The sequence below is a fragment of the Nonomuraea sp. NPDC049784 genome, from assembly GCF_040659615.1.
Classification (GTDB): Bacteria; Actinomycetota; Actinomycetes; order Streptosporangiales; family Streptosporangiaceae; genus Nonomuraea.
On record NZ_JBFAMX010000226.1, the window covers coordinates 1 to 15,484 of the forward strand.

A 15,484-nucleotide genomic window follows, 5' to 3' on the forward strand; every position below is an offset into this window, starting at 1 on the left:
GCGCTCCTGCCGGGCTCACCGCTGATGACCATGAGCGGAGTGATCAACCACCTCCGGTGGGTCGAGTACTACTGGTTCCAGGTGGTCTTCCTCGGTGAGGAAGACCGGGGCCCCTGGACCGAGGAGGACCCCGACCGCGAGATGCGTATCGCCGTCGACTTCCCGCTCACTCAGTTGCTCGACGAATACGCTGAACAGAGCGCCCGCTACCGCGAACTGGTTGCCGGGAACAGCCTGGACACCGAGGCCAAGCGAGCTGTCCGCGACGGTCGCCATGTCGACCTGCGCTGGATCCTCCTTCACCTCACCGAGGAGACAGCCCGTCACAACGGCCACCTGGACATCCTGCGCGAGATGCTCGACGGCACGACCGGCGACTAGATCCGGCGGAGATCATGGGCGGAGCCAGAGTCGGGTCGAGGCGACGGTGACGGTGCCGTGGAAGATGTAGCCGCGCTTGTCGAACCTCGTGGCTACGACCCGGGAGTTCTTCAACGCGTTGATCGTTCGCTCGACTTCGTTCCTTCGCTTGTAGATCGTCTTGTCGAAGCCTGCGGGTTGGCCGCCCTTGCTGCCCTTTCGTTGGCGGTTGGCCCGCTGGTTCTTCGGCTCGGGGATGGTGTGCTTGATCTGGCGTCGTCGCAGGTAGCGGCGGTTGCGACGGGAGGAGTACGCCTTGTCGCCGCCGAGATGGTCGGGCCGCGTGCGCGGGTGTCCGCCGCCGAGGCGGCCGACGCGGATGCGTTCCATGACCGGGATGAGCTGCGGAGCGTCGCCCCACTGGCCCGGAGTGATCAGCAGGGCCAGGGGGCGACGTCCACCCTCACCAGCGAGGTGGATCTTGCAGGTCAGGCCGCCCCGGGAGCGTCCGAGTCCCTCGTCGGGGCGGTGCTGCCGGGGCGTGCGTCTTTTCCCGGCACTCTTGGCGGTTTCCTACGAGCCCCGGCGGCGTGCTGATGGGCCCGGAAGGAGGTCGAATCGACGCTCACCATCGACCAGTCGATCCGGCCTGCCGCGTCGGCGTCGGCCAGGACGGCCGCGAAGATCCTGTCCCAGGTGCCGTCCGCCGACCAGCGTCTGTGCCGTTCGTACACCGTCTTCCATGGACCGAAACGCGCAGGTAGATCCCGCCATGGCACCCCAGTGCGCAGCCGGTACAGGATCCCGTTGATGACCCTGCGGTGGCTGGCCCAACGGCCGCCGCGCTGCCCGGACGTCGGCAGATGCGCCTTCAGCCGGGCCCACTCCTCATTCGTCAAATCTCCCCGCCCCATGCTCATACCAACGACCCGAAACCCCGGCGGTCACATGATCCGCCGGACAGGTCATCCGGCAGGCCGGAGCGGTGACACCACACGGCCAGGCGGGTGGTCGCGGTGAGCAGCCGTTCCACCTGGTAGGGGGAGCGGTCGGCGACCAGCATGCGCACATGCCCGCAGATGTGGTCCCACTCCGGCGGAGCTTTCTGCGGCCGGTAGCCGATGATCATGGCCGAGGTTTCCGCGTCGAGGGTCACATCCCACTCATAGTGGCAGGACAACCTGCCGTTACAGAGCGCGACGACATTCACCGAAAGGAGCGTTTTGTCATGGTCGGAGGACGTGCGCGCTCGGCGGTCCTGCGGGAGTTGGCCGAGGACCAGCAGGCCTGGCCCCACGCGGACCTCGCCCGCCACCCCACCGCCGCCGTCGTCCAGCAGATCGCCGCCACCCTGGCCGGCATCCTGGCCGAACGCCACCTGAGCCTGCGCGGCTGACCGGCACGCGTACTCAGCCCGTGGCGGCACTCCCTTCGCCGGCGAACCCCGGTGGGCTCCGGTTTCCGCGCCTGGTACTACCAATGGCTGGAGAGCCCCGTGAATGCGTCTGGGGTTGTCTGGACCAACCTTCTGACAGTCAATGCACAGCACACCGTGAGTGAGTGTCCCAGGCCACTCAAACTTGGATGGCACTCGCTCAGCTTTCGCTGGCACAGGACATTTCAGGGGTTTCCGAGCCTGGTTCTGCCGGGGTTGGGGCCCACGGATCGGGCGCGGTGAAGGGCTCGGGTGCTGTCTCGCGGCTGTTGGAGCGCGGTGGACGAGCCGGTGGGCATGGCGAAGCCCTCGGCTGACGGAGTGCTGGGTCTTGCTGTAGCGATTTGTGGCTTAAGTCCGTGGTGGGGATGTCCCGTTCGGGGTGGGTGGCTCGCTGGGCCGCTGGTCGGTGAGGTCTCTGGCGTGGTCGGGCGGCTCGATTGTGAGGGTTTCGGGCCTGCGGTCGCTGAGCGGCCGACTTGTTAGCCCTGGCCTCGTCTGCGGAGCTCGCGGCGGAGCTCGCGGCGGAGCTCGAGGTTTTCTCCGTGAGCCTGTTCCAGGGCCGCGCGAAGTTCCTTGATCTCTTCGCGGTGTTGCTTCTTCAATCGGGTCATCTCGTTGCTGAGGGTCAGGACGAGGTTGCTCTCGCTTTCTGGAACAGGGTTGGGCGGGGATGCCGGCCGGTTCTGCTGCCGCAGGCGTTGGATGCGGTCGCGCAGGATCGGGTGGGTGTAGAGAAGGAGTGCGACACGCCCGCTTCGCGCTGGATGGCTTGGAAGGTGATCGGATCGCCGCGCTTGAGCAGGACCTTTATGGCCGATTCCGCGGCGGGGTCAGCGGAAAGGGCGGAAGAAGGTGCGCATGTCCTGGACGAGCAGGTCGGGTGCTTCCATGGCGGCGAAGTGTCCGCCTCGGTCGAACTCTGACCAGTGCACGATGGTGTTGCCGCGTACGGCATAGTGGCGGATGGCGATGTCCTCGACGAACACCGCGACGCCGGTGGGCATTTCGCTGGGGGTGGGCCAGTTGCGGGTGTGCATGCTCTCGTAGTAGAGGTTCGCGGCGGAGCCAGCAGTGCCGGTCAGCCAGTACAGCATGACGTTGGTGAGTATCCGGTCCCGGTCGACCGATTGCTCGGGCAGGTCGCCGTGGGTCCATTCCTTGAACTTCTCGACGATCCAGGCCAGTTGCCCGACTGGCGAGTCGACCAGTGCGTGTGCGAGAGTCTGCGGACGGGTCGACTGGATCTGGAAGTATCCGTTGCCTTCGCCGAGGAACGCCCGCATCCGCGCCACGCGGGCCCGCTCGGCGTCGGTGAGGGCGGCCAGTTCGACCTCGCTGAGCTCGCCGAACGGGATGAAGCCCATGGTGGCGGCGTTGACGTGCACGCCGACGACGTGCTGCGGGTCGACCCGGCCGAGGTCGGGCGCGACGAACGCGCCGAAGTCGCCACCCTGCGCGCCGTACCGGTGGTAGCCGAGGCAGTGCATCAGCTCGGCGAACGCGGACGCGATCCGCCGGCTGTCCCAGCCCGGCCTGGACAGCGGCCCGGAGAACCCGAACCCGGGCAGTGACGGGATTACCAGGTCGAACGCGTCGGCCGGGTCGCCGCCATGCGCCCGCGGGTCGCTCAGCGGGCCGATCACGTCGAGGAATTCCACGATCGAGCCCGGCCATCCGTGCACGAGCACCAGCGGCAGCGCGTCAGGTTCGGCGGATTTTACGTGTACGAAATGCAGTCGCTGTCCGTCGATGTCGGTGACGTACTGCGGGTAGGTGTTGAGCTCGGCCTCGTGTACGCGCCAGTCGTACTTGGCGGCCCAGTATTCAGTCAGCTCCTTGAGGTAACCGACCGGCACGCCCCGCTCCCACTCGGCACCCGGCAGTTGTGCCCCCCACCGGGTGTGGGCGAGGCGCTGGCGCAGGTCGTCGAGGTCGGTCTGAGGAATGTCGATGTGGAACTCGTTGATCGCTGTCATGGACCCGACGTTAGCGACCGTTGCGGACAGGTTCTGTCCGCAACGCTGGGACAATGCTTCGGAAATCTTGGCGGCGGGCGCGCCCGTACAAGGCAACGAGCCCGCCATCGTCCATGGTGGACGGTGGTGGGCTCGGCCAGGGAGCTTGTTGGCGGTTAGGACTTGTCCTCGATCTCCCAGACATGGTCGAGGACGTGCCAGGCGAACCGGCGGGCGGCGTAGGCCGGTGGCCATCCGTCGCGGGTGAGCGGTGCGCCATCGGCTGGGTTGCCCAGGACGTCGAGGATCGCGGTGCGCAGTGCGGTCAGGGCGGTCCGGTCGTGGGCCGCGAACGGCCGGTGCCGGATGCCGATTTTGCGGGCATAGGCGCGTTCGGTGTCGACGGCGTGGGCGACAATCTCGTCGCGGTCGCGTCCGCCGCCGCGGGGCCCTTTGCGGAGAGTCTCCGGGGCGGACCTGGCGAGGTCGTCGAGGGCCCGCCATGCGGTCTGCAGAATCGTGGCGGTACGCTCCGCTGCCGCGGCGCCGTAGGGCTGGCTGTCCTCGGCGACGGGTACGCCGGGCGCGCCCCAGTCGGTGGTGTTGACGCCGGTCACCGTCTCGACGATCTCGATCGGGCCGGGGTCGAAGGACAGCCCGGCACTGGCGGCTATGAGCCGGTACCGGTCGGCGTAAGTCGTCAGCGCGGCCACGGCGCGGTCCTCGGTGGTGCCGATGCGCGCCCAGCCGGGCCAGTCCAGCGCGCAGGCGACGATTTTCGTTCGGCCCTCTTCCAGGTAGACGCGGGTCATCTCTCGGTTGCTCCTCGACGCGGGACGGTGGTTGGGGACTAGAACGCGGCGGCGTGGTCGAGGACCCAGTCGTGGTAGCTCCGCGCGGGACGACCGGTGACCTTCTCGATGTCGGTGGTGGTGGGTGCGGTGCGGCCGACGGAGGCGGCCCAGGTTGTGAAGATGTTGTCCAGGATGGGGCCCGGCACGTGGGCGCTCATCGCCTGACGCACGGTCTCGGCGGGTAGTTCGGCGTAGCGGATGGGCCGGCCGAGCACGCGGCCGAGGATGGCGGCCTGGTCGGCATGGCTGAGCGATTGCGGCCCGGTCAGCCGGTAGACCTGGCCGGCATGCCCGTCCTCGGTGAGGGCGACCACGGCGACCGCAGCGATGTCAGCCTCGTGCACCGGCGCGGATGCCGCCTCGGCGTAGGCACCGCGGATCACCTCGCCGGACCTGGTCTGCCCGGCCCACATCAGGCTGTTGGCGGCGAACACGTCCGGGCGCAGGAACGTCCACGCCAGGCCGGAGCCGCGCAGGGCTTGCTCAATCTCGGCGTGGTAGGTGGCGATCGGCCCGTCCTGGACCTCCGCTTCGTCGTCGACCGCGCCGGAGGACAGCAGCACGACCCGACGCACGCCGGCCTGCTGGGCAGCGGCGACGAACGCGGGCCCGCTGCTCGGGACGGCGAACAGGAACACCGACTCCACGCCGGCCAGGGCCGCGTCCAGCGACGCGGGGGCGGCCAGGTCGCCGGCGACGACATCGACCTCGGTCGGCCACACCGCCTCCAGCGGAGACCGGCTCAGGGCACGCACGGCGTGGCCGCCAGCGACCAGCAGGTCGAGCACGTGGCGGCCGACGTTTCCAGTGGCGCCGGTGACGAGGATCATGACGTTCTCCTTGGCTTCGAGGGGTTCCCGGGCGACCCGGTACGAGCCACACTAGAAACCGTTGAGGACAAGACCGGTCCTCAAGCTGAAGGGAGTGTGCGCGGATGCTGGAAACCTCGGCACGGCTGTTGCGGCTGCTGTCCCTGCTCCAATCCCGCCGCGACTGGCCCGGCGCCGAACTGGCTGAGCGCCTCGGCGTCACCACCCGCACCGTCCGCCGCGACGTCGACCGGCTCCGCGACCTCGGCTACCCCGTCGAGTCCGCCACCGGCACCACCGGCGGGTACCGGCTCGGGGTCGGGGCTGCCCTGCCGCCGCTGCTGCTCGACGACGACGAAGCTGTCGCCGTGGCCATCGGCCTGCGCGCCGCCGCCACGGGCACGGTCACCGGGATCGAGGAGACCTCGCTGCGTGCTCTCGCCAAGCTCGAACAGGTCCTGCCCTCCCGGCTGCGCCACCGCGTGGGCGCGATGCAGTCGGCCATCCTGCCGCTGACCGGCCCCGGCCCCACCGTGGACCCCGACCTGCTCACCGCCCTGGCCGCCGCCTGCCGCGCCCACGAAGGCATCCGCTTCGGCTACCAGCAACGCACCCGCCGCGTCGAGCCGTACCGGCTCATCCACACCGGCCGGCGCTGGTACCTGCTCGCCTTCGACCTCGACCGCGACGACTGGCGCACCTTCCGCTTGGACCGCATGGACCGGACCCCGGAACCCGGGCCGCGCTTCACTCCCCGGCCCGAACCCGCCGAGGGGGCACACACCTACGTCTCCAACGCCCTTACCGCTTCCCCATACCGGTACCGGGCGACCATCCTGTTCCACGCACCGCTCGACATCGTCGCCGAACACACGTCACCCACTGCGGGCCGTCTCGAACACCGCGACGCCGACAGTTGCCTCTTCCACGCCGGCGGCGAATCCCTCGACAAAATCGCCCTCTACGTCGTGCTCAAGGGCATCGACTTCGAGGTCCTCGATCCACCCGAACTCAAACACCACATCCGAGCGCTCGCTCATCGGCTCACCCGCGCGAGCCGCGACGACTAATCGGCCTGGTCGACGTGCCGCTTGGCGGTCGCCGGATGCCTAGGAGCGCGAGCCCGTGAAGCCAGCGAGCTTCCACCTCGGGAGCGACGCCGCCTACAGCTAACCTGCCGCCATGCTTGATCACTTGTGGATTCAGTGCGGAGATCTCGTCAAGAGCGTGGCCTTCTACGACGCTGCTCTGGCGCCGCTCGGCGGCCGACGGATCATGGAATTCGGTCCAGTCATCGGATACGGCGTTGACCGCCCCACGTTCTGGATCGGCCAGCAGTCGACCGGCGACGGTTTCCGCGAGTCGCACATCGCTTTCGCGGCAACCGACCGCCAGTTCGTCGATGCCTTCTTCGCCGCGGCCATCGGCGCCGGGGCGGAGGTCCTGCATGACCCCCGGTCGCGTCCCGATGCCCCTGGTGTTCCCCGTATGGTGGACGCTCCCTGTTTCGCGCCCCACCGCGCAGGAGGACTCCGTGACCGTCGCTCGTCTTGTCGCCACTGTGACCGCACCGCTGAACCCGGCGTCCGCAGACCCTCCCCAGGTGCTGCACTGGCCCGGGCGCAGGCTACTCGTGCAGCGCGGGGACACCGAGCTGGCCGTCCGCGACCTGGGCGCGGAGAAGCCGGAGGGCCGCCTCCCCGCGCCCTGGCCTCGCCGGTACGGCTCGGTGGCGGTCTCGCCCACGGGTGATGTCGCCGTGTTCGCCGGCGTGCATGCGTTGCGAGCCGTGGATTCGACCGGCGCCGTACGGTGGGAGATCCGGCACGGCTGTTGGTCCGCCGCCGTGTGCACCGAGGCCCATGCCTCGTTTTCCGAGTACGCCGACGACTACTACCACGGCCACGCGGACAGCGGCTCGGCGGCCTTCTCCTCGGATGGCAAGCTCCTCTGGGCCCACATCCGCAACTACGCGGGGGGCGACGTCAAAGAGGAGTGGCTGATCCTCGACCCCGCCGACGGCACGCTGCTGGCCCGGGCCGAGACGATGACTGTGGGATCGGGCTCTGTCCACTTCCCCCATCCGAACTCGGCGTACATGGGGCTGACTGTCGGCGAGGGCGAGGAGGACTCGCCCGTGCTGTGGGGACACTGGGATGGCACGAAGCTCACTGTCCAGCGGTTCGTCGAGGAGGTCTTCCTCGCCGTGAGCCCGTCCGGGGAGCACTTCCTGACCACGGATCCGGGGCAGTGGGCCCTCTACCTGCACCGGGCGGAGGATGGCGTGGAACTGCGGCGTCTGAACGCCGAGGAAGCCGTGCCCCCTCCCTCAAGTGAGGACGACGACCGCATTTGTTGGGACTATGAAGCGGCGTTCCCGTACGACGACACCGCCGTGGTCGGCACCGAGTACGACGCGGAGGTCCCCCGCCATTGGCTTGTCGACCCACACACGATGGCCCTGCGCAGTCGGATCGCCTACCCGTTCCCTGTCTCGGGATCCCCCCGATCGGCAGGGCAGGGCGCCTGGTACACGGTTTCCAAGGACCGGACGGCCCTGCACCTGTGGCAGCTGGCCGACGAGGACTGACTCGATGCGGTGCGGCCCGCCGCTGGGGACTGGCGGGCGGCGTCCATCACCCGAGGCGCCAACGACCGAGACAACGGCGTGCCGTCGTCCGCACGCCCCGATTCCACCGATGCACTCTCATGCCGCTGAGTGCTCGGTCCCCGGAGTACCGTGTGTGGCGTTCGCCCCACGGATACCGCCGGCGCCGGCGGGAGATTGTCGGCGCCGTGAGGCCCATGTCTATGGACCCGCGATGCACAAGCGCATCACCGAGGTCCGGAACTGTCCTGCCGCGGCTTGCGTATCCAGGTGACCTCTGCGGATCTGATGGTCGGCGGCATGTCCGAGCGCGATCGTCGCGGTGACCAGCCAACTCGTCTCCAGCTCGGTCGTGAATTCGCCGCTGGCGCGTCCGCGGCGGATCAATGCCTCCAAGCGCTGCCCGATGGGTAGGTGGCGTGCGGCGTCTGCCTCCGAGTCGCTGTCTGAATGGTCGAATGCCGCCTGCTCGGCCAACAGTGTTGTGACTGCGGCGAGGAACCGCTCAAGGGCTTCGGTGGCGCGGCCGGCCTCGAGGTCCGCGGCATCCAGCGCGGCGAACGCCCGGTTGCTGAGCTCGTCGCGGACTGCCACGAGCAGTGCTTCGCGGGTGCCGAAGTGCACGTAAGCGGTCTGCCGCGTCACGCCGGCCGCGGATGCGATGTCGGACATGCTTGCCTCGGGGTGCTCGGCAAGCACCTGAATCGCCGCCGACACCAGAGCGGCACGGTTGCGTGCGACTTCCACCCGCTGACGGCGACGCCTTATCTCTGACATGGTTGACAAGCCTAATGGACTTCTGAAGTATGACAGGAATGTCAGAGATAACGGAACTGGCGGCACGGCGCCTTCTGAAGGACTACATCCACGACATGTCCCTGTCCGACGAGGATCCCGCCCGGATCGGGGATCGCACCTTCACCGAGGACGCGATCTGGGTGACCGACGGGACAGAACTCTCCCGCGACCAGCTGATCAGACATGCGGCCCCGGCCCGCAAGAACGTCATCGCCGTCGAGATGCAGATCGATGACCTCCTCGTCGACGGCCACCGGTTCGCTGCACACTGTCGCCTGGTCGCAGACCATCGCAAGCTCGGCCATACGGTGATCGAGTGGATCCTTGTCGGCGAGGTTGCCGACGACGGACGGGTGCGGCGCATTCACCAACTCGGGCGTACAACATGAGGAGCCGATCCATGCTTCGGGTAGATCGTTTCCCGTCTGAAATCGCGCGTCACAGCCCATAAACCAACCCCTACGGTCTTGACCTGTGGAAACTCGCTCATAAAGCGACTCCGTGGCCCAGGGCTCTTCGTGCTCGGCCGACAGCCTCCCAGTTTGGTCGCTTGTAGGCCGCTGTCAACAATTGAGGGCGGCGGTGGTCTGGGGTCGGCCCGAGGTGGGGTCCAGGGCTACGGGGAACGTTCGCCCGTCGGTCACCCGGATCTCGACCGAACTCGGCCCTGTCCACTTGACCGAGTCGAAGGCGTCATCGGGGTCGTCGTCGTTGAAGCAGCCGAGATGCCACTCTCTGCTGAGGAACCCTTCGTCCTTGCGGATGCTGAGCCACATCACCGTGTCCGGCCCGAGTCCTGCTGTCGACCGCTGAAGCCGGATCCTGTACGGGGCCGGTCCGTCGACGAAGCCGGCTTCCTCGGTAGCGGTGAACGCAAGGGTGACCAACCCCCCGAGCAGCGCGGCACTCGCGCCGAGCCCGGCAAGGGCGATGATCACGACGCGTAGCCACTTCCATCGCAGCCCGGTGGCGGCCCACGCCATAAGGAGGCAGGCCAGCACACCGAGTGCGAACGGATGGTTCAGATGTTCTCTCAAGAGCACCAGGTCGGAGTCGTTGAAGTAGTACACGAGAGCTGCGAGGCCGCCCGCACAGAGCGAGGCGGCCAGCAGCACGAGTGAGCGAGTAGACATCGCGGATCCCATCGGTGAGGTGCCACCGAGATCATGACAGCGCCGCGGTGCCGTAACCGCGCAGTGCACGAATCTCGACGAAATCGCCTCCGGGGGACACGTAGCCGCTGGAGTGGAACGGCCACAGGTCGCGATCCGCGCCGCTGGCCAGATCTTCGTTTTCGCCGTTGCCCGCATCGAGACGCGGCAGCCTGGGGAGTTGTGATCCTCTCTGAGTGACAAACTGAGTGACGATCGACGTGTACGGGTTCGGACGTTCACGGACTCTCAGAGACCTTCTGTACAGGTCACTGGCCATATTCGCCCTGACGGCGCTCATGGCTAACTGGCTTCGCATCGAAGGGGCCAGGGGTTCGAATCCCTCATCTCCACTCAGGTCAAAGGCCGCTTCCGGCGCGGGGAAGCGGCCTTTGTGGTTCATGAGTGACTATGCCACTTGCTTATCGAGGCACGCACTGTCGTCTTCTCCTGCCGAGAAGAGGATGCGGTGAGTGGTACGAGTTGCGGTCGTCCGGGCGCGCAGGAAACCGTCGGATTCCTGTGCATGCCGAGACGACCGCATCGGCTTTATCTGAACGGTGCTGTCCGGACATCGGGCGTTGCGGCCAGCAGGAGCGCCGACAAAGCCGTGAAAGCGGCCGCACCGACGAAGACCAAACCCGGTGATGCGTACGCCAGCGACCACCCGAACGCCGTGCCGGCCGAAACCGGCACCACGGTCTCCGCAACGGCGCCGATCCCAGTCAGCGCGCCATGCACGGTCCCTTGCTCGTCGGCCCGGACGTTGCGGGAGATCCACGATTGTGTGGCCGCACCGCCGACCGAGCCGAGCACGCCGACCGCCTGCAGGACGTAAAGCATCCACGGTACGGACACGAACGCCGTACCTGTCAGCGCAGCGACGCCGAGTAGGCTGCCGGCCACCGCGGCGGGCTTGTCGCCGAGCCGTCGGACGATCGGGCCGACGGCCCGCGCCTGAAAGAGCGCGCCGGCGAGCGCGACAGCTGCCATCACGACGCCGACGTGCGCGGTGCTCCAGGAGAACCGGTACGTGAGGAAGAACGTCCAGATCGACTGGTGGGTCATGCGGGCGACGTCGGCGTAGAAGCGGGCGTACGCGAGCCGCCCGAGCACCGGCCGACGCAGGACGACGGCGATGGCGGCGACCGGGTTCGCCATCCGCAGGGTCAGCGGGGTCGTCCGGTCGCCGGGACGCGACTCGGGCAGGACGAACCAGCCGTACGCGACGTTGGCGAAGGACAGCGCGGCTGCGGCGAAGAACGGCAGGCGTACGTCGATGGCGCCGAGCAGGCCGCCGATGGTCGGGCCGGCGACGAAGCCGAGCCCGAACGCGGAGCCGATCAGCCCGTACGCGCGTGCCCGCGACTTGGGTTCTGTGACGTCAGCGATGTATGCGTTGACCACGGTGTTCGTTCCCGCGCACGCGCCGGCGAGGGCGTGGAACACCAAGAGGGTCCAAGGGCTGGGCGAAACCGCATGGGCCAGCCAGTCGACGCCGAGGCAGGTCAGCGACGCGAGCAGGACGGGCCGTCGGCCGTACCGGTCGGAGAGCCGCCCGAGCAGCGGCGAGACGACGAACTGCAGCAGGCCGTAGATCGAGCCGAGCAGGCCGGACCAGAAGACAGCGGCGGTGGCGTCCTCGGTGACGGCCGTCATCAGGGCCGGCACGATCGGCACGATCAGGCCGAGCCCGAGCATGTCGAGGAAGACGGTGACGAGGAGGAAGGAGAGGGCGGGCGCCCGGCGCATTGCGGCTCCTGAGTCTTGAGAGGGCAGGGCCCCCTCGCGACTCACGGTCCGCCGAAAGCACGGAGGATCAGAATATCTCTGCTGTCAAATCGTTTTTTCGCCATCGCCCCGCGGGCATGGCCGCCCGGCAACGCATCGATAGTCAGCATGATGCGGCGATCGACGCTCCGGTCGAGCCGTCCAGCCAATGAGCGGCATCAGGATCTGCCGCGAGTCGCGCGATCATGCCGATGACAGCGCTGGCTCAGCAAACCAGTAGCCCAGCGGGGGGCTTGATCGTCAGGATCGAGTCCATGCTTTCTGATCTGTGGCCCCTATACGGCCTCACCATCTTCACGCCCCGACTCGAGCTTCGCCTGCCCCGTGAAGAGGAACTGGCGGAGCTTGCTCACCTCGCCGGCAGGGGCGTGCACCGCGCGGACGAGCGTCCGTTCCTGACGCCTTGGACCGACGGCAGCCCCGAGGATCGGGCCCGGTTCGTGCTGCAGGCACACTGGGGCCAGCTTGGAGGCTGGAGCGTGACAGCGTGGCGGCTCGGGCTTGGGGTCTTTCGTCATGGAGACCCGCTTGGCGTGGTCACGCTTCGAGCGCGCGACTTCCCGGTTGTTCGGGAGGTCACGACATCCGCGTGGCTGGGAATCGAACACCAGGGCAAGGGCTACGGAACCGAGGCTCGGGTCGGCCTGCTGACGCTGGCCTTCGATCACCTCGACGCACGTGCCGCACTCACCGAGGTGTTCCAGGACAACCATGCCTCTCAGGGCGTGTCCCGCAAGCTCGGCTATGAGTACGACGGCATCTCGGTTGACGCCCGCGGCGACGAGGCCGTCGTATCCGACCGCCTACGGCTTACCCGGGAGAGGTGGATTCAGGAGAAGCGGCCCGAGGTGAGGGTGGACGGGACGGCGGCTTGTCGGCCGCTGTTCGGCCTCTGACAGTCAGTGTCATTCCGCTGAGCGAGCGCTCGGTTCCGCGTTCGCTCCACGGATACCGTCGGCGCCGGCAGTGGGGAGGGCAAGCCTTCCCACTGCGCGAGCTGACGAGGTCCATCGCAGGTGCGATCAGGCGACCTTGAGGACGAGCTTGCCCGTGGTCGTGCCGGATTCGATGCGCCGGTGCGCCTCGGCGGCCTGCTCCAGCGTCAGCTCCTCCACGCGCAGTCGCAGGTCGCCTGCCGCTACGGCGGCGACGGCTCGGCGCAGCGCTCGGCCTGCCTCCTCGGGGAAGGCGGCGGAGAAGGCGGCCAGGTTGAACCCCGACACGGTCTTGTTGGAGAGCCACAGCTCGTTGGCCGAGATGCCGACATCGTCGGCGCCGCCGGCGTTGCCCATGACGATCAGGCGGCCCATCGGGTTCAGGGCATCGAGCCCGGTACGGCGTGCCGTACCGCCCACCATGTCGACCACGATGTCGAAGCCGGAGGGATGCTGATCGCGGAGCACCACCTCCTGGTAGCCGAAGCTCTTGGCGATCTCGATCTTGGCGGTGTTGCCGACCGCGCCGACCACGCGGCCCGCGCCGAGCAGTCTGGCGGCCTGGCCGAGTTGGCTGCCCACTCCGCCGGCCGCGGCGTGCGCCAGAACGCTTTCCCCTGGGGCGATGCGGGCCACCCTGTCCAGCACGAGGAAGGCGGTAGTGCTGTTGGACGGGATCGCCGCGGCGACGTTCAGGCCGAGGTCGGAACCGTCGAGCGGGGCGACCAGTTCCGCCGAGGTGGTGACCACCTCGGCGTAGCCGCCGCTGTCGACGATGGTCAGTGCCGCCACGGGCTGGCCGACGCGCAGGCCTGTCACGCCGGGGCCGAGGGCGCGGATGTGGCCGGAGACCTCGATGCCGGGGACGAAGGGGAGCGGCACCGCCGCAAGGCCCTGCCGGTAGAGGATCTCGGCGAAGTTGGCACCCGCGTAGGCGACGTCGATGGCAACCTGGCCGGGACCGGGCTCGGGAATCTTCACCTCAGCGGCCAGAAGGACGTCCGCACCGCCGAACTCGGGGATCGTGATAGCTCTCATGCCCACGATCGTGCCGCCTGCCAGGGAAGATACCCAGACTCCGGTTATCGTGGGTCTGGCACCACCAGCTTGGCGAGCCTGGTCTCGGTTCCGGTGCCGGGCCGCGGATTGTGCAGCACGAGGTGCAGACCGGGGTGGTCGTTCAGCGGCATCTTCAGGGCTTCGAAGCAGAGGTCGCCGGCGTCCGGGTGGCGGATCGACTTGACCGCGGAGTTGCCGGCGGTGACGTCATGCCGGGCCCAGATGTCGGTGAACTCGGGACTGGCCGCGACGAGTTCGCAAGCGATGCGTTCGAACTCCGGGTCGTCGGGGTACTGCGCGGCGTCCGCGCGGAACCGGCCCGCCACGTCGGCGGCGTGCTGCGCCCAGTCCAGGCTCATGGCGCGGAAGCGTTCGTTGGTGAAGTAGGCGACCAGGCAGTTGTGGTCGGTCCGGCCGTACCCGAAGACCGCGCGGGCGGCATCGTTGACGGCCACGAAGTTCCAGTGCCTGTCCATGATGTAGGCCGGACGAGGCGACCAGGCGTCGATCACACGGCGCAGTTCTTCCGTCACCGATTCGGCCGCCGCCGCGGTGCCTGGCGGGGGGTTCAGGCCGGCCAGCAGGTACAGATGCCGTCGTTCGGCCTCGTCCAGCCGCAGTGCCCTGCTGATCGCGTCAAGCACCTCGCTGGAGACGGTGATGTCGCGGCCCTGCTCAAGCCAGGTGTACCAGGACACTCCGACCCCCGCCAGCACCGCGACCTCCTCGCGGCGCAGGCCGGGAGTGCGGCGTCGGCCCGCTTCCGGCATCCCCACGTCGGCTGGAGTCAGCCGGGCGCGTCGCGACCGCAGGAAGTCACGTAGCTCCGTACGGCGGTGGTCATTTGCCATGAAAGTCATGATATGAGCGGATGAAATGGCTCATGCTTGGCAAGCGGGAACGTGATCGCTCGGCTGCGGCGACCGGTCTCGGGTGACGTTCCGCAGGCTCGGCGTGAGCGCCCGCACCGCTGCTCAGCCGTACTCGTGAACACCCCGCCGCAGGGCCGGCCTGCTCGAGGACGGTGGTGGTCTGCCGGCCGCCTCTCAGGACCGTGCCCGGTCCCGAGCCGCCCGTGGTCAGCGGACCTTACGGAAGAACGCCCGGACGTCGTCGACCAGCAGGTCGGGGGCCTCCATGGCGGCGAAGTGACCGCCCCGGTCGAACTCCGACCAGTGGATCACGTTGTGCTCGCGCTCGGCGACACGCCGGATCCCGCCGTCGCCGGGGAAGACCGCGACCCCGTGCGGGATCTCCGAGCGCTCGACCGGCATCCCCCACTGTGCCGAGCCCTCCTTGTAGAGCCGGGCGGACGAGGCGGCGGTGCGGGTCAGCCAGTAGATCGTCACGTCGGTGAGCATCTGGTCAAGGTCGACCGCGTCCTCGGGCAGGTCGTGCGCGGGGTCGGTCCACTCCTTGAACTTCTCCACGATCCAGGCCAGCTGGGCGGCGGGGGAGTCGTGCAGGCCGAAGGCGACGGTCTGCGGCCGGGTGACCTGGATGATCGCGTAGCCGGAGCGGTCCTGGTCGGCGTAGGTCTGCATGCGGGCCTGCTCGGTCTCGGTGAGGCCCTCCATCTCGGCCGGGTCGAAGGTCGGGAAGCCGAGCGCGCCGTTGACGTGCACGCCGGCCACCCGGTCGGGGGCGACGCGGCCGAGCTCGGGGGAGATGACCGAGCCGCTGTCGCCACCCTGGGCGCCGTAGCGCTCGTAGCCGAGGCGGCTCA

20 protein-coding genes are annotated in these 15,484 nt (G+C 68.4%); 7 read left to right on the top strand and 13 right to left on the bottom strand.

Features of this window, described 5'->3' with window-relative positions:
- On the top strand, positions 1–381 hold a 381-nt coding region (locus AB0J09_RS34330; protein WP_360700001.1), incomplete at its 5' end, for a DinB family protein.
- 12 nt (positions 382–393) lie between these two features.
- Here the strand turns inward: AB0J09_RS34330 and AB0J09_RS34335 are convergent.
- Positions 394–1,274, bottom strand: a protein-coding gene (locus AB0J09_RS34335; RefSeq protein WP_360700060.1) for an IS5 family transposase whose coding sequence is annotated in 2 segments (ribosomal slippage) — positions 394–914 and positions 914–1,274 — 882 coding nt in all. Because the reading frame shifts where the segments join, the coding sequence is not laid out codon by codon here.
- A gap of 2 nt (positions 1,275–1,276) precedes the next feature.
- Positions 1,277–1,570 carry a hypothetical protein gene (locus AB0J09_RS34340; RefSeq protein WP_360700004.1) on the bottom strand — a complete coding sequence of 98 codons (294 nt, stop codon included), beginning with the start codon at positions 1,568–1,570 and terminating at the stop codon, positions 1,277–1,279.
- Positions 1,571–1,588: 18 nt separating this feature from the next.
- On the opposite strand from AB0J09_RS34340, the gene AB0J09_RS34345 reads away from it, so the two are divergent.
- Positions 1,589–1,756 (top strand): hypothetical protein, encoded by a 168-nt coding sequence (locus tag AB0J09_RS34345; RefSeq protein WP_360700007.1) that lies wholly within the window; start codon positions 1,589–1,591, stop codon positions 1,754–1,756.
- A gap of 584 nt (positions 1,757–2,340) precedes the next feature.
- A complete protein-coding gene (locus tag AB0J09_RS34350; protein ID WP_360700010.1) occupies positions 2,341–2,721 on the top strand; it encodes a hypothetical protein in 381 nt (126 codons plus the stop codon).
- Here AB0J09_RS34350 and AB0J09_RS34355 read toward each other — a convergent pair.
- The 3 genes from AB0J09_RS34355 to AB0J09_RS34365 form a co-directional block, all read right to left on the bottom strand.
- Complete coding sequence (locus tag AB0J09_RS34355; RefSeq protein WP_360700013.1) at positions 2,629–3,774, bottom strand: epoxide hydrolase family protein; 1,146 nt, start codon at positions 3,772–3,774, stop codon at positions 2,629–2,631. The two genes, AB0J09_RS34350 and AB0J09_RS34355, sit on opposite strands and share 93 nt — an antisense overlap.
- A gap of 155 nt (positions 3,775–3,929) precedes the next feature.
- Positions 3,930–4,565 carry a hypothetical protein gene (locus AB0J09_RS34360; RefSeq protein WP_360700016.1) on the bottom strand — a complete coding sequence of 212 codons (636 nt, stop codon included), beginning with the start codon at positions 4,563–4,565 and terminating at the stop codon, positions 3,930–3,932.
- Between the two features lie 38 nt (positions 4,566–4,603).
- Positions 4,604–5,437, bottom strand: coding sequence for an NAD(P)H-binding protein (locus AB0J09_RS34365; RefSeq protein ID WP_360700019.1), 834 nt, complete (start codon positions 5,435–5,437; stop codon positions 4,604–4,606).
- Positions 5,438–5,541: 104 nt separating this feature from the next.
- Between AB0J09_RS34365 and AB0J09_RS34370 the strand changes: the two genes are divergently transcribed.
- A complete protein-coding gene (locus AB0J09_RS34370; protein WP_360700022.1) occupies positions 5,542–6,486 on the top strand; it encodes a WYL domain-containing protein in 945 nt (314 codons plus the stop codon).
- Here AB0J09_RS34370 and AB0J09_RS34375 read toward each other — a convergent pair.
- The gene (locus AB0J09_RS34375) at positions 6,461–6,865 is read right to left on the bottom strand and encodes a hypothetical protein (protein WP_360700025.1); all 405 of its coding nucleotides are present in this window, start codon (positions 6,863–6,865) and stop codon (positions 6,461–6,463) included. The genes AB0J09_RS34370 and AB0J09_RS34375 overlap by 26 nt on opposite strands.
- An 85-nt stretch (positions 6,866–6,950) precedes the next feature.
- Here AB0J09_RS34375 and AB0J09_RS34380 point away from each other — a divergent pair, with 85 nt between their 5' ends.
- On the top strand, positions 6,951–8,006 hold the full coding sequence (locus tag AB0J09_RS34380) for a hypothetical protein (RefSeq protein WP_360700029.1): 1,056 nt from the start codon (positions 6,951–6,953) through the stop codon (positions 8,004–8,006).
- 219 nt (positions 8,007–8,225) lie between these two features.
- Here the strand turns inward: AB0J09_RS34380 and AB0J09_RS34385 are convergent, their stop codons facing one another.
- Positions 8,226–8,771 (bottom strand): helix-turn-helix domain-containing protein, encoded by a 546-nt coding sequence (locus AB0J09_RS34385; protein ID WP_360700032.1) that lies wholly within the window; start codon positions 8,769–8,771, stop codon positions 8,226–8,228.
- A 125-nt stretch (positions 8,772–8,896) separates the two neighbouring features.
- Between AB0J09_RS34385 and AB0J09_RS34390 the strand changes: the two genes are divergently transcribed.
- On the top strand, positions 8,897–9,211 hold the full coding sequence (locus AB0J09_RS34390; protein WP_360700035.1) for a hypothetical protein: 315 nt from the start codon (positions 8,897–8,899) through the stop codon (positions 9,209–9,211).
- Between the two features lie 174 nt (positions 9,212–9,385).
- On the opposite strand, the gene AB0J09_RS34395 is transcribed toward AB0J09_RS34390, so the two are convergent.
- From AB0J09_RS34395 to AB0J09_RS34405, 3 genes are all read right to left on the bottom strand, one after another.
- A complete protein-coding gene (locus tag AB0J09_RS34395; protein WP_360700038.1) occupies positions 9,386–9,955 on the bottom strand; it encodes a hypothetical protein in 570 nt (189 codons plus the stop codon).
- A gap of 31 nt (positions 9,956–9,986) precedes the next feature.
- Entirely contained in the window at positions 9,987–10,376 is a 390-nt protein-coding gene (locus tag AB0J09_RS34400) for a hypothetical protein (protein WP_360700041.1), read from the bottom strand.
- 146 nt (positions 10,377–10,522) lie between these two features.
- Positions 10,523–11,725, bottom strand: coding sequence for an MFS transporter (locus AB0J09_RS34405; RefSeq protein WP_360700044.1), 1,203 nt, complete (start codon positions 11,723–11,725; stop codon positions 10,523–10,525).
- A 293-nt stretch (positions 11,726–12,018) separates the two neighbouring features.
- Here AB0J09_RS34405 and AB0J09_RS34410 point away from each other — a divergent pair, with 293 nt between their 5' ends.
- On the top strand, positions 12,019–12,660 hold the full coding sequence (locus tag AB0J09_RS34410) for a GNAT family N-acetyltransferase (protein WP_360700047.1): 642 nt from the start codon (positions 12,019–12,021) through the stop codon (positions 12,658–12,660).
- 126 nt (positions 12,661–12,786) lie between these two features.
- Here AB0J09_RS34410 and AB0J09_RS34415 read toward each other — a convergent pair whose 3' ends face one another.
- The 3 genes from AB0J09_RS34415 to AB0J09_RS34425 form a co-directional block, all read right to left on the bottom strand.
- Positions 12,787–13,737, bottom strand: coding sequence for a zinc-binding dehydrogenase (locus tag AB0J09_RS34415; protein WP_360700051.1), 951 nt, complete (start codon positions 13,735–13,737; stop codon positions 12,787–12,789).
- Between the two features lie 44 nt (positions 13,738–13,781).
- Positions 13,782–14,609, bottom strand: a complete 828-nt coding sequence (locus AB0J09_RS34420) for a helix-turn-helix transcriptional regulator (RefSeq protein ID WP_360700054.1) — start codon at positions 14,607–14,609, stop codon at positions 13,782–13,784.
- Between the two features lie 228 nt (positions 14,610–14,837).
- On the bottom strand, positions 14,838–15,484 hold a 647-nt coding region (locus tag AB0J09_RS34425), incomplete at its 5' end, for an alpha/beta hydrolase (protein ID WP_360700057.1).

Bases quoted from the DNA above. Each gene is read 5' to 3' on its own strand.
- AB0J09_RS34345 (WP_360700007.1), top strand. From the start codon at position 1,589: ATGGTCGGAGGACGTGCGCGCTCGGCGGTCCTGCGGGAGTTGGCCGAG.
- AB0J09_RS34355 (WP_360700013.1), bottom strand. From the start codon at position 3,774: ATGACAGCGATCAACGAGTTCCACATCGACATTCCTCAGACCGACCTC.
- AB0J09_RS34360 (WP_360700016.1), bottom strand. From the start codon at position 4,565: ATGACCCGCGTCTACCTGGAAGAGGGCCGAACGAAAATCGTCGCCTGC.
- AB0J09_RS34365 (WP_360700019.1), bottom strand. From the start codon at position 5,437: ATGATCCTCGTCACCGGCGCCACTGGAAACGTCGGCCGCCACGTGCTC.
- AB0J09_RS34370 (WP_360700022.1), top strand. From the start codon at position 5,542: ATGCTGGAAACCTCGGCACGGCTGTTGCGGCTGCTGTCCCTGCTCCAA.
- AB0J09_RS34375 (WP_360700025.1), bottom strand. From the start codon at position 6,865: ATGCAGGACCTCCGCCCCGGCGCCGATGGCCGCGGCGAAGAAGGCATC.
- AB0J09_RS34390 (WP_360700035.1), top strand. From the start codon at position 8,897: ATGTCCCTGTCCGACGAGGATCCCGCCCGGATCGGGGATCGCACCTTC.
- AB0J09_RS34395 (WP_360700038.1), bottom strand. From the start codon at position 9,955: ATGTCTACTCGCTCACTCGTGCTGCTGGCCGCCTCGCTCTGTGCGGGC.
- AB0J09_RS34400 (WP_360700041.1), bottom strand. From the start codon at position 10,376: ATGAACCACAAAGGCCGCTTCCCCGCGCCGGAAGCGGCCTTTGACCTG.
- AB0J09_RS34405 (WP_360700044.1), bottom strand. From the start codon at position 11,725: ATGCGCCGGGCGCCCGCCCTCTCCTTCCTCCTCGTCACCGTCTTCCTC.
- AB0J09_RS34410 (WP_360700047.1), top strand. From the start codon at position 12,019: ATGCTTTCTGATCTGTGGCCCCTATACGGCCTCACCATCTTCACGCCC.
- AB0J09_RS34415 (WP_360700051.1), bottom strand. From the start codon at position 13,737: ATGAGAGCTATCACGATCCCCGAGTTCGGCGGTGCGGACGTCCTTCTG.
- AB0J09_RS34420 (WP_360700054.1), bottom strand. From the start codon at position 14,609: ATGGCAAATGACCACCGCCGTACGGAGCTACGTGACTTCCTGCGGTCG.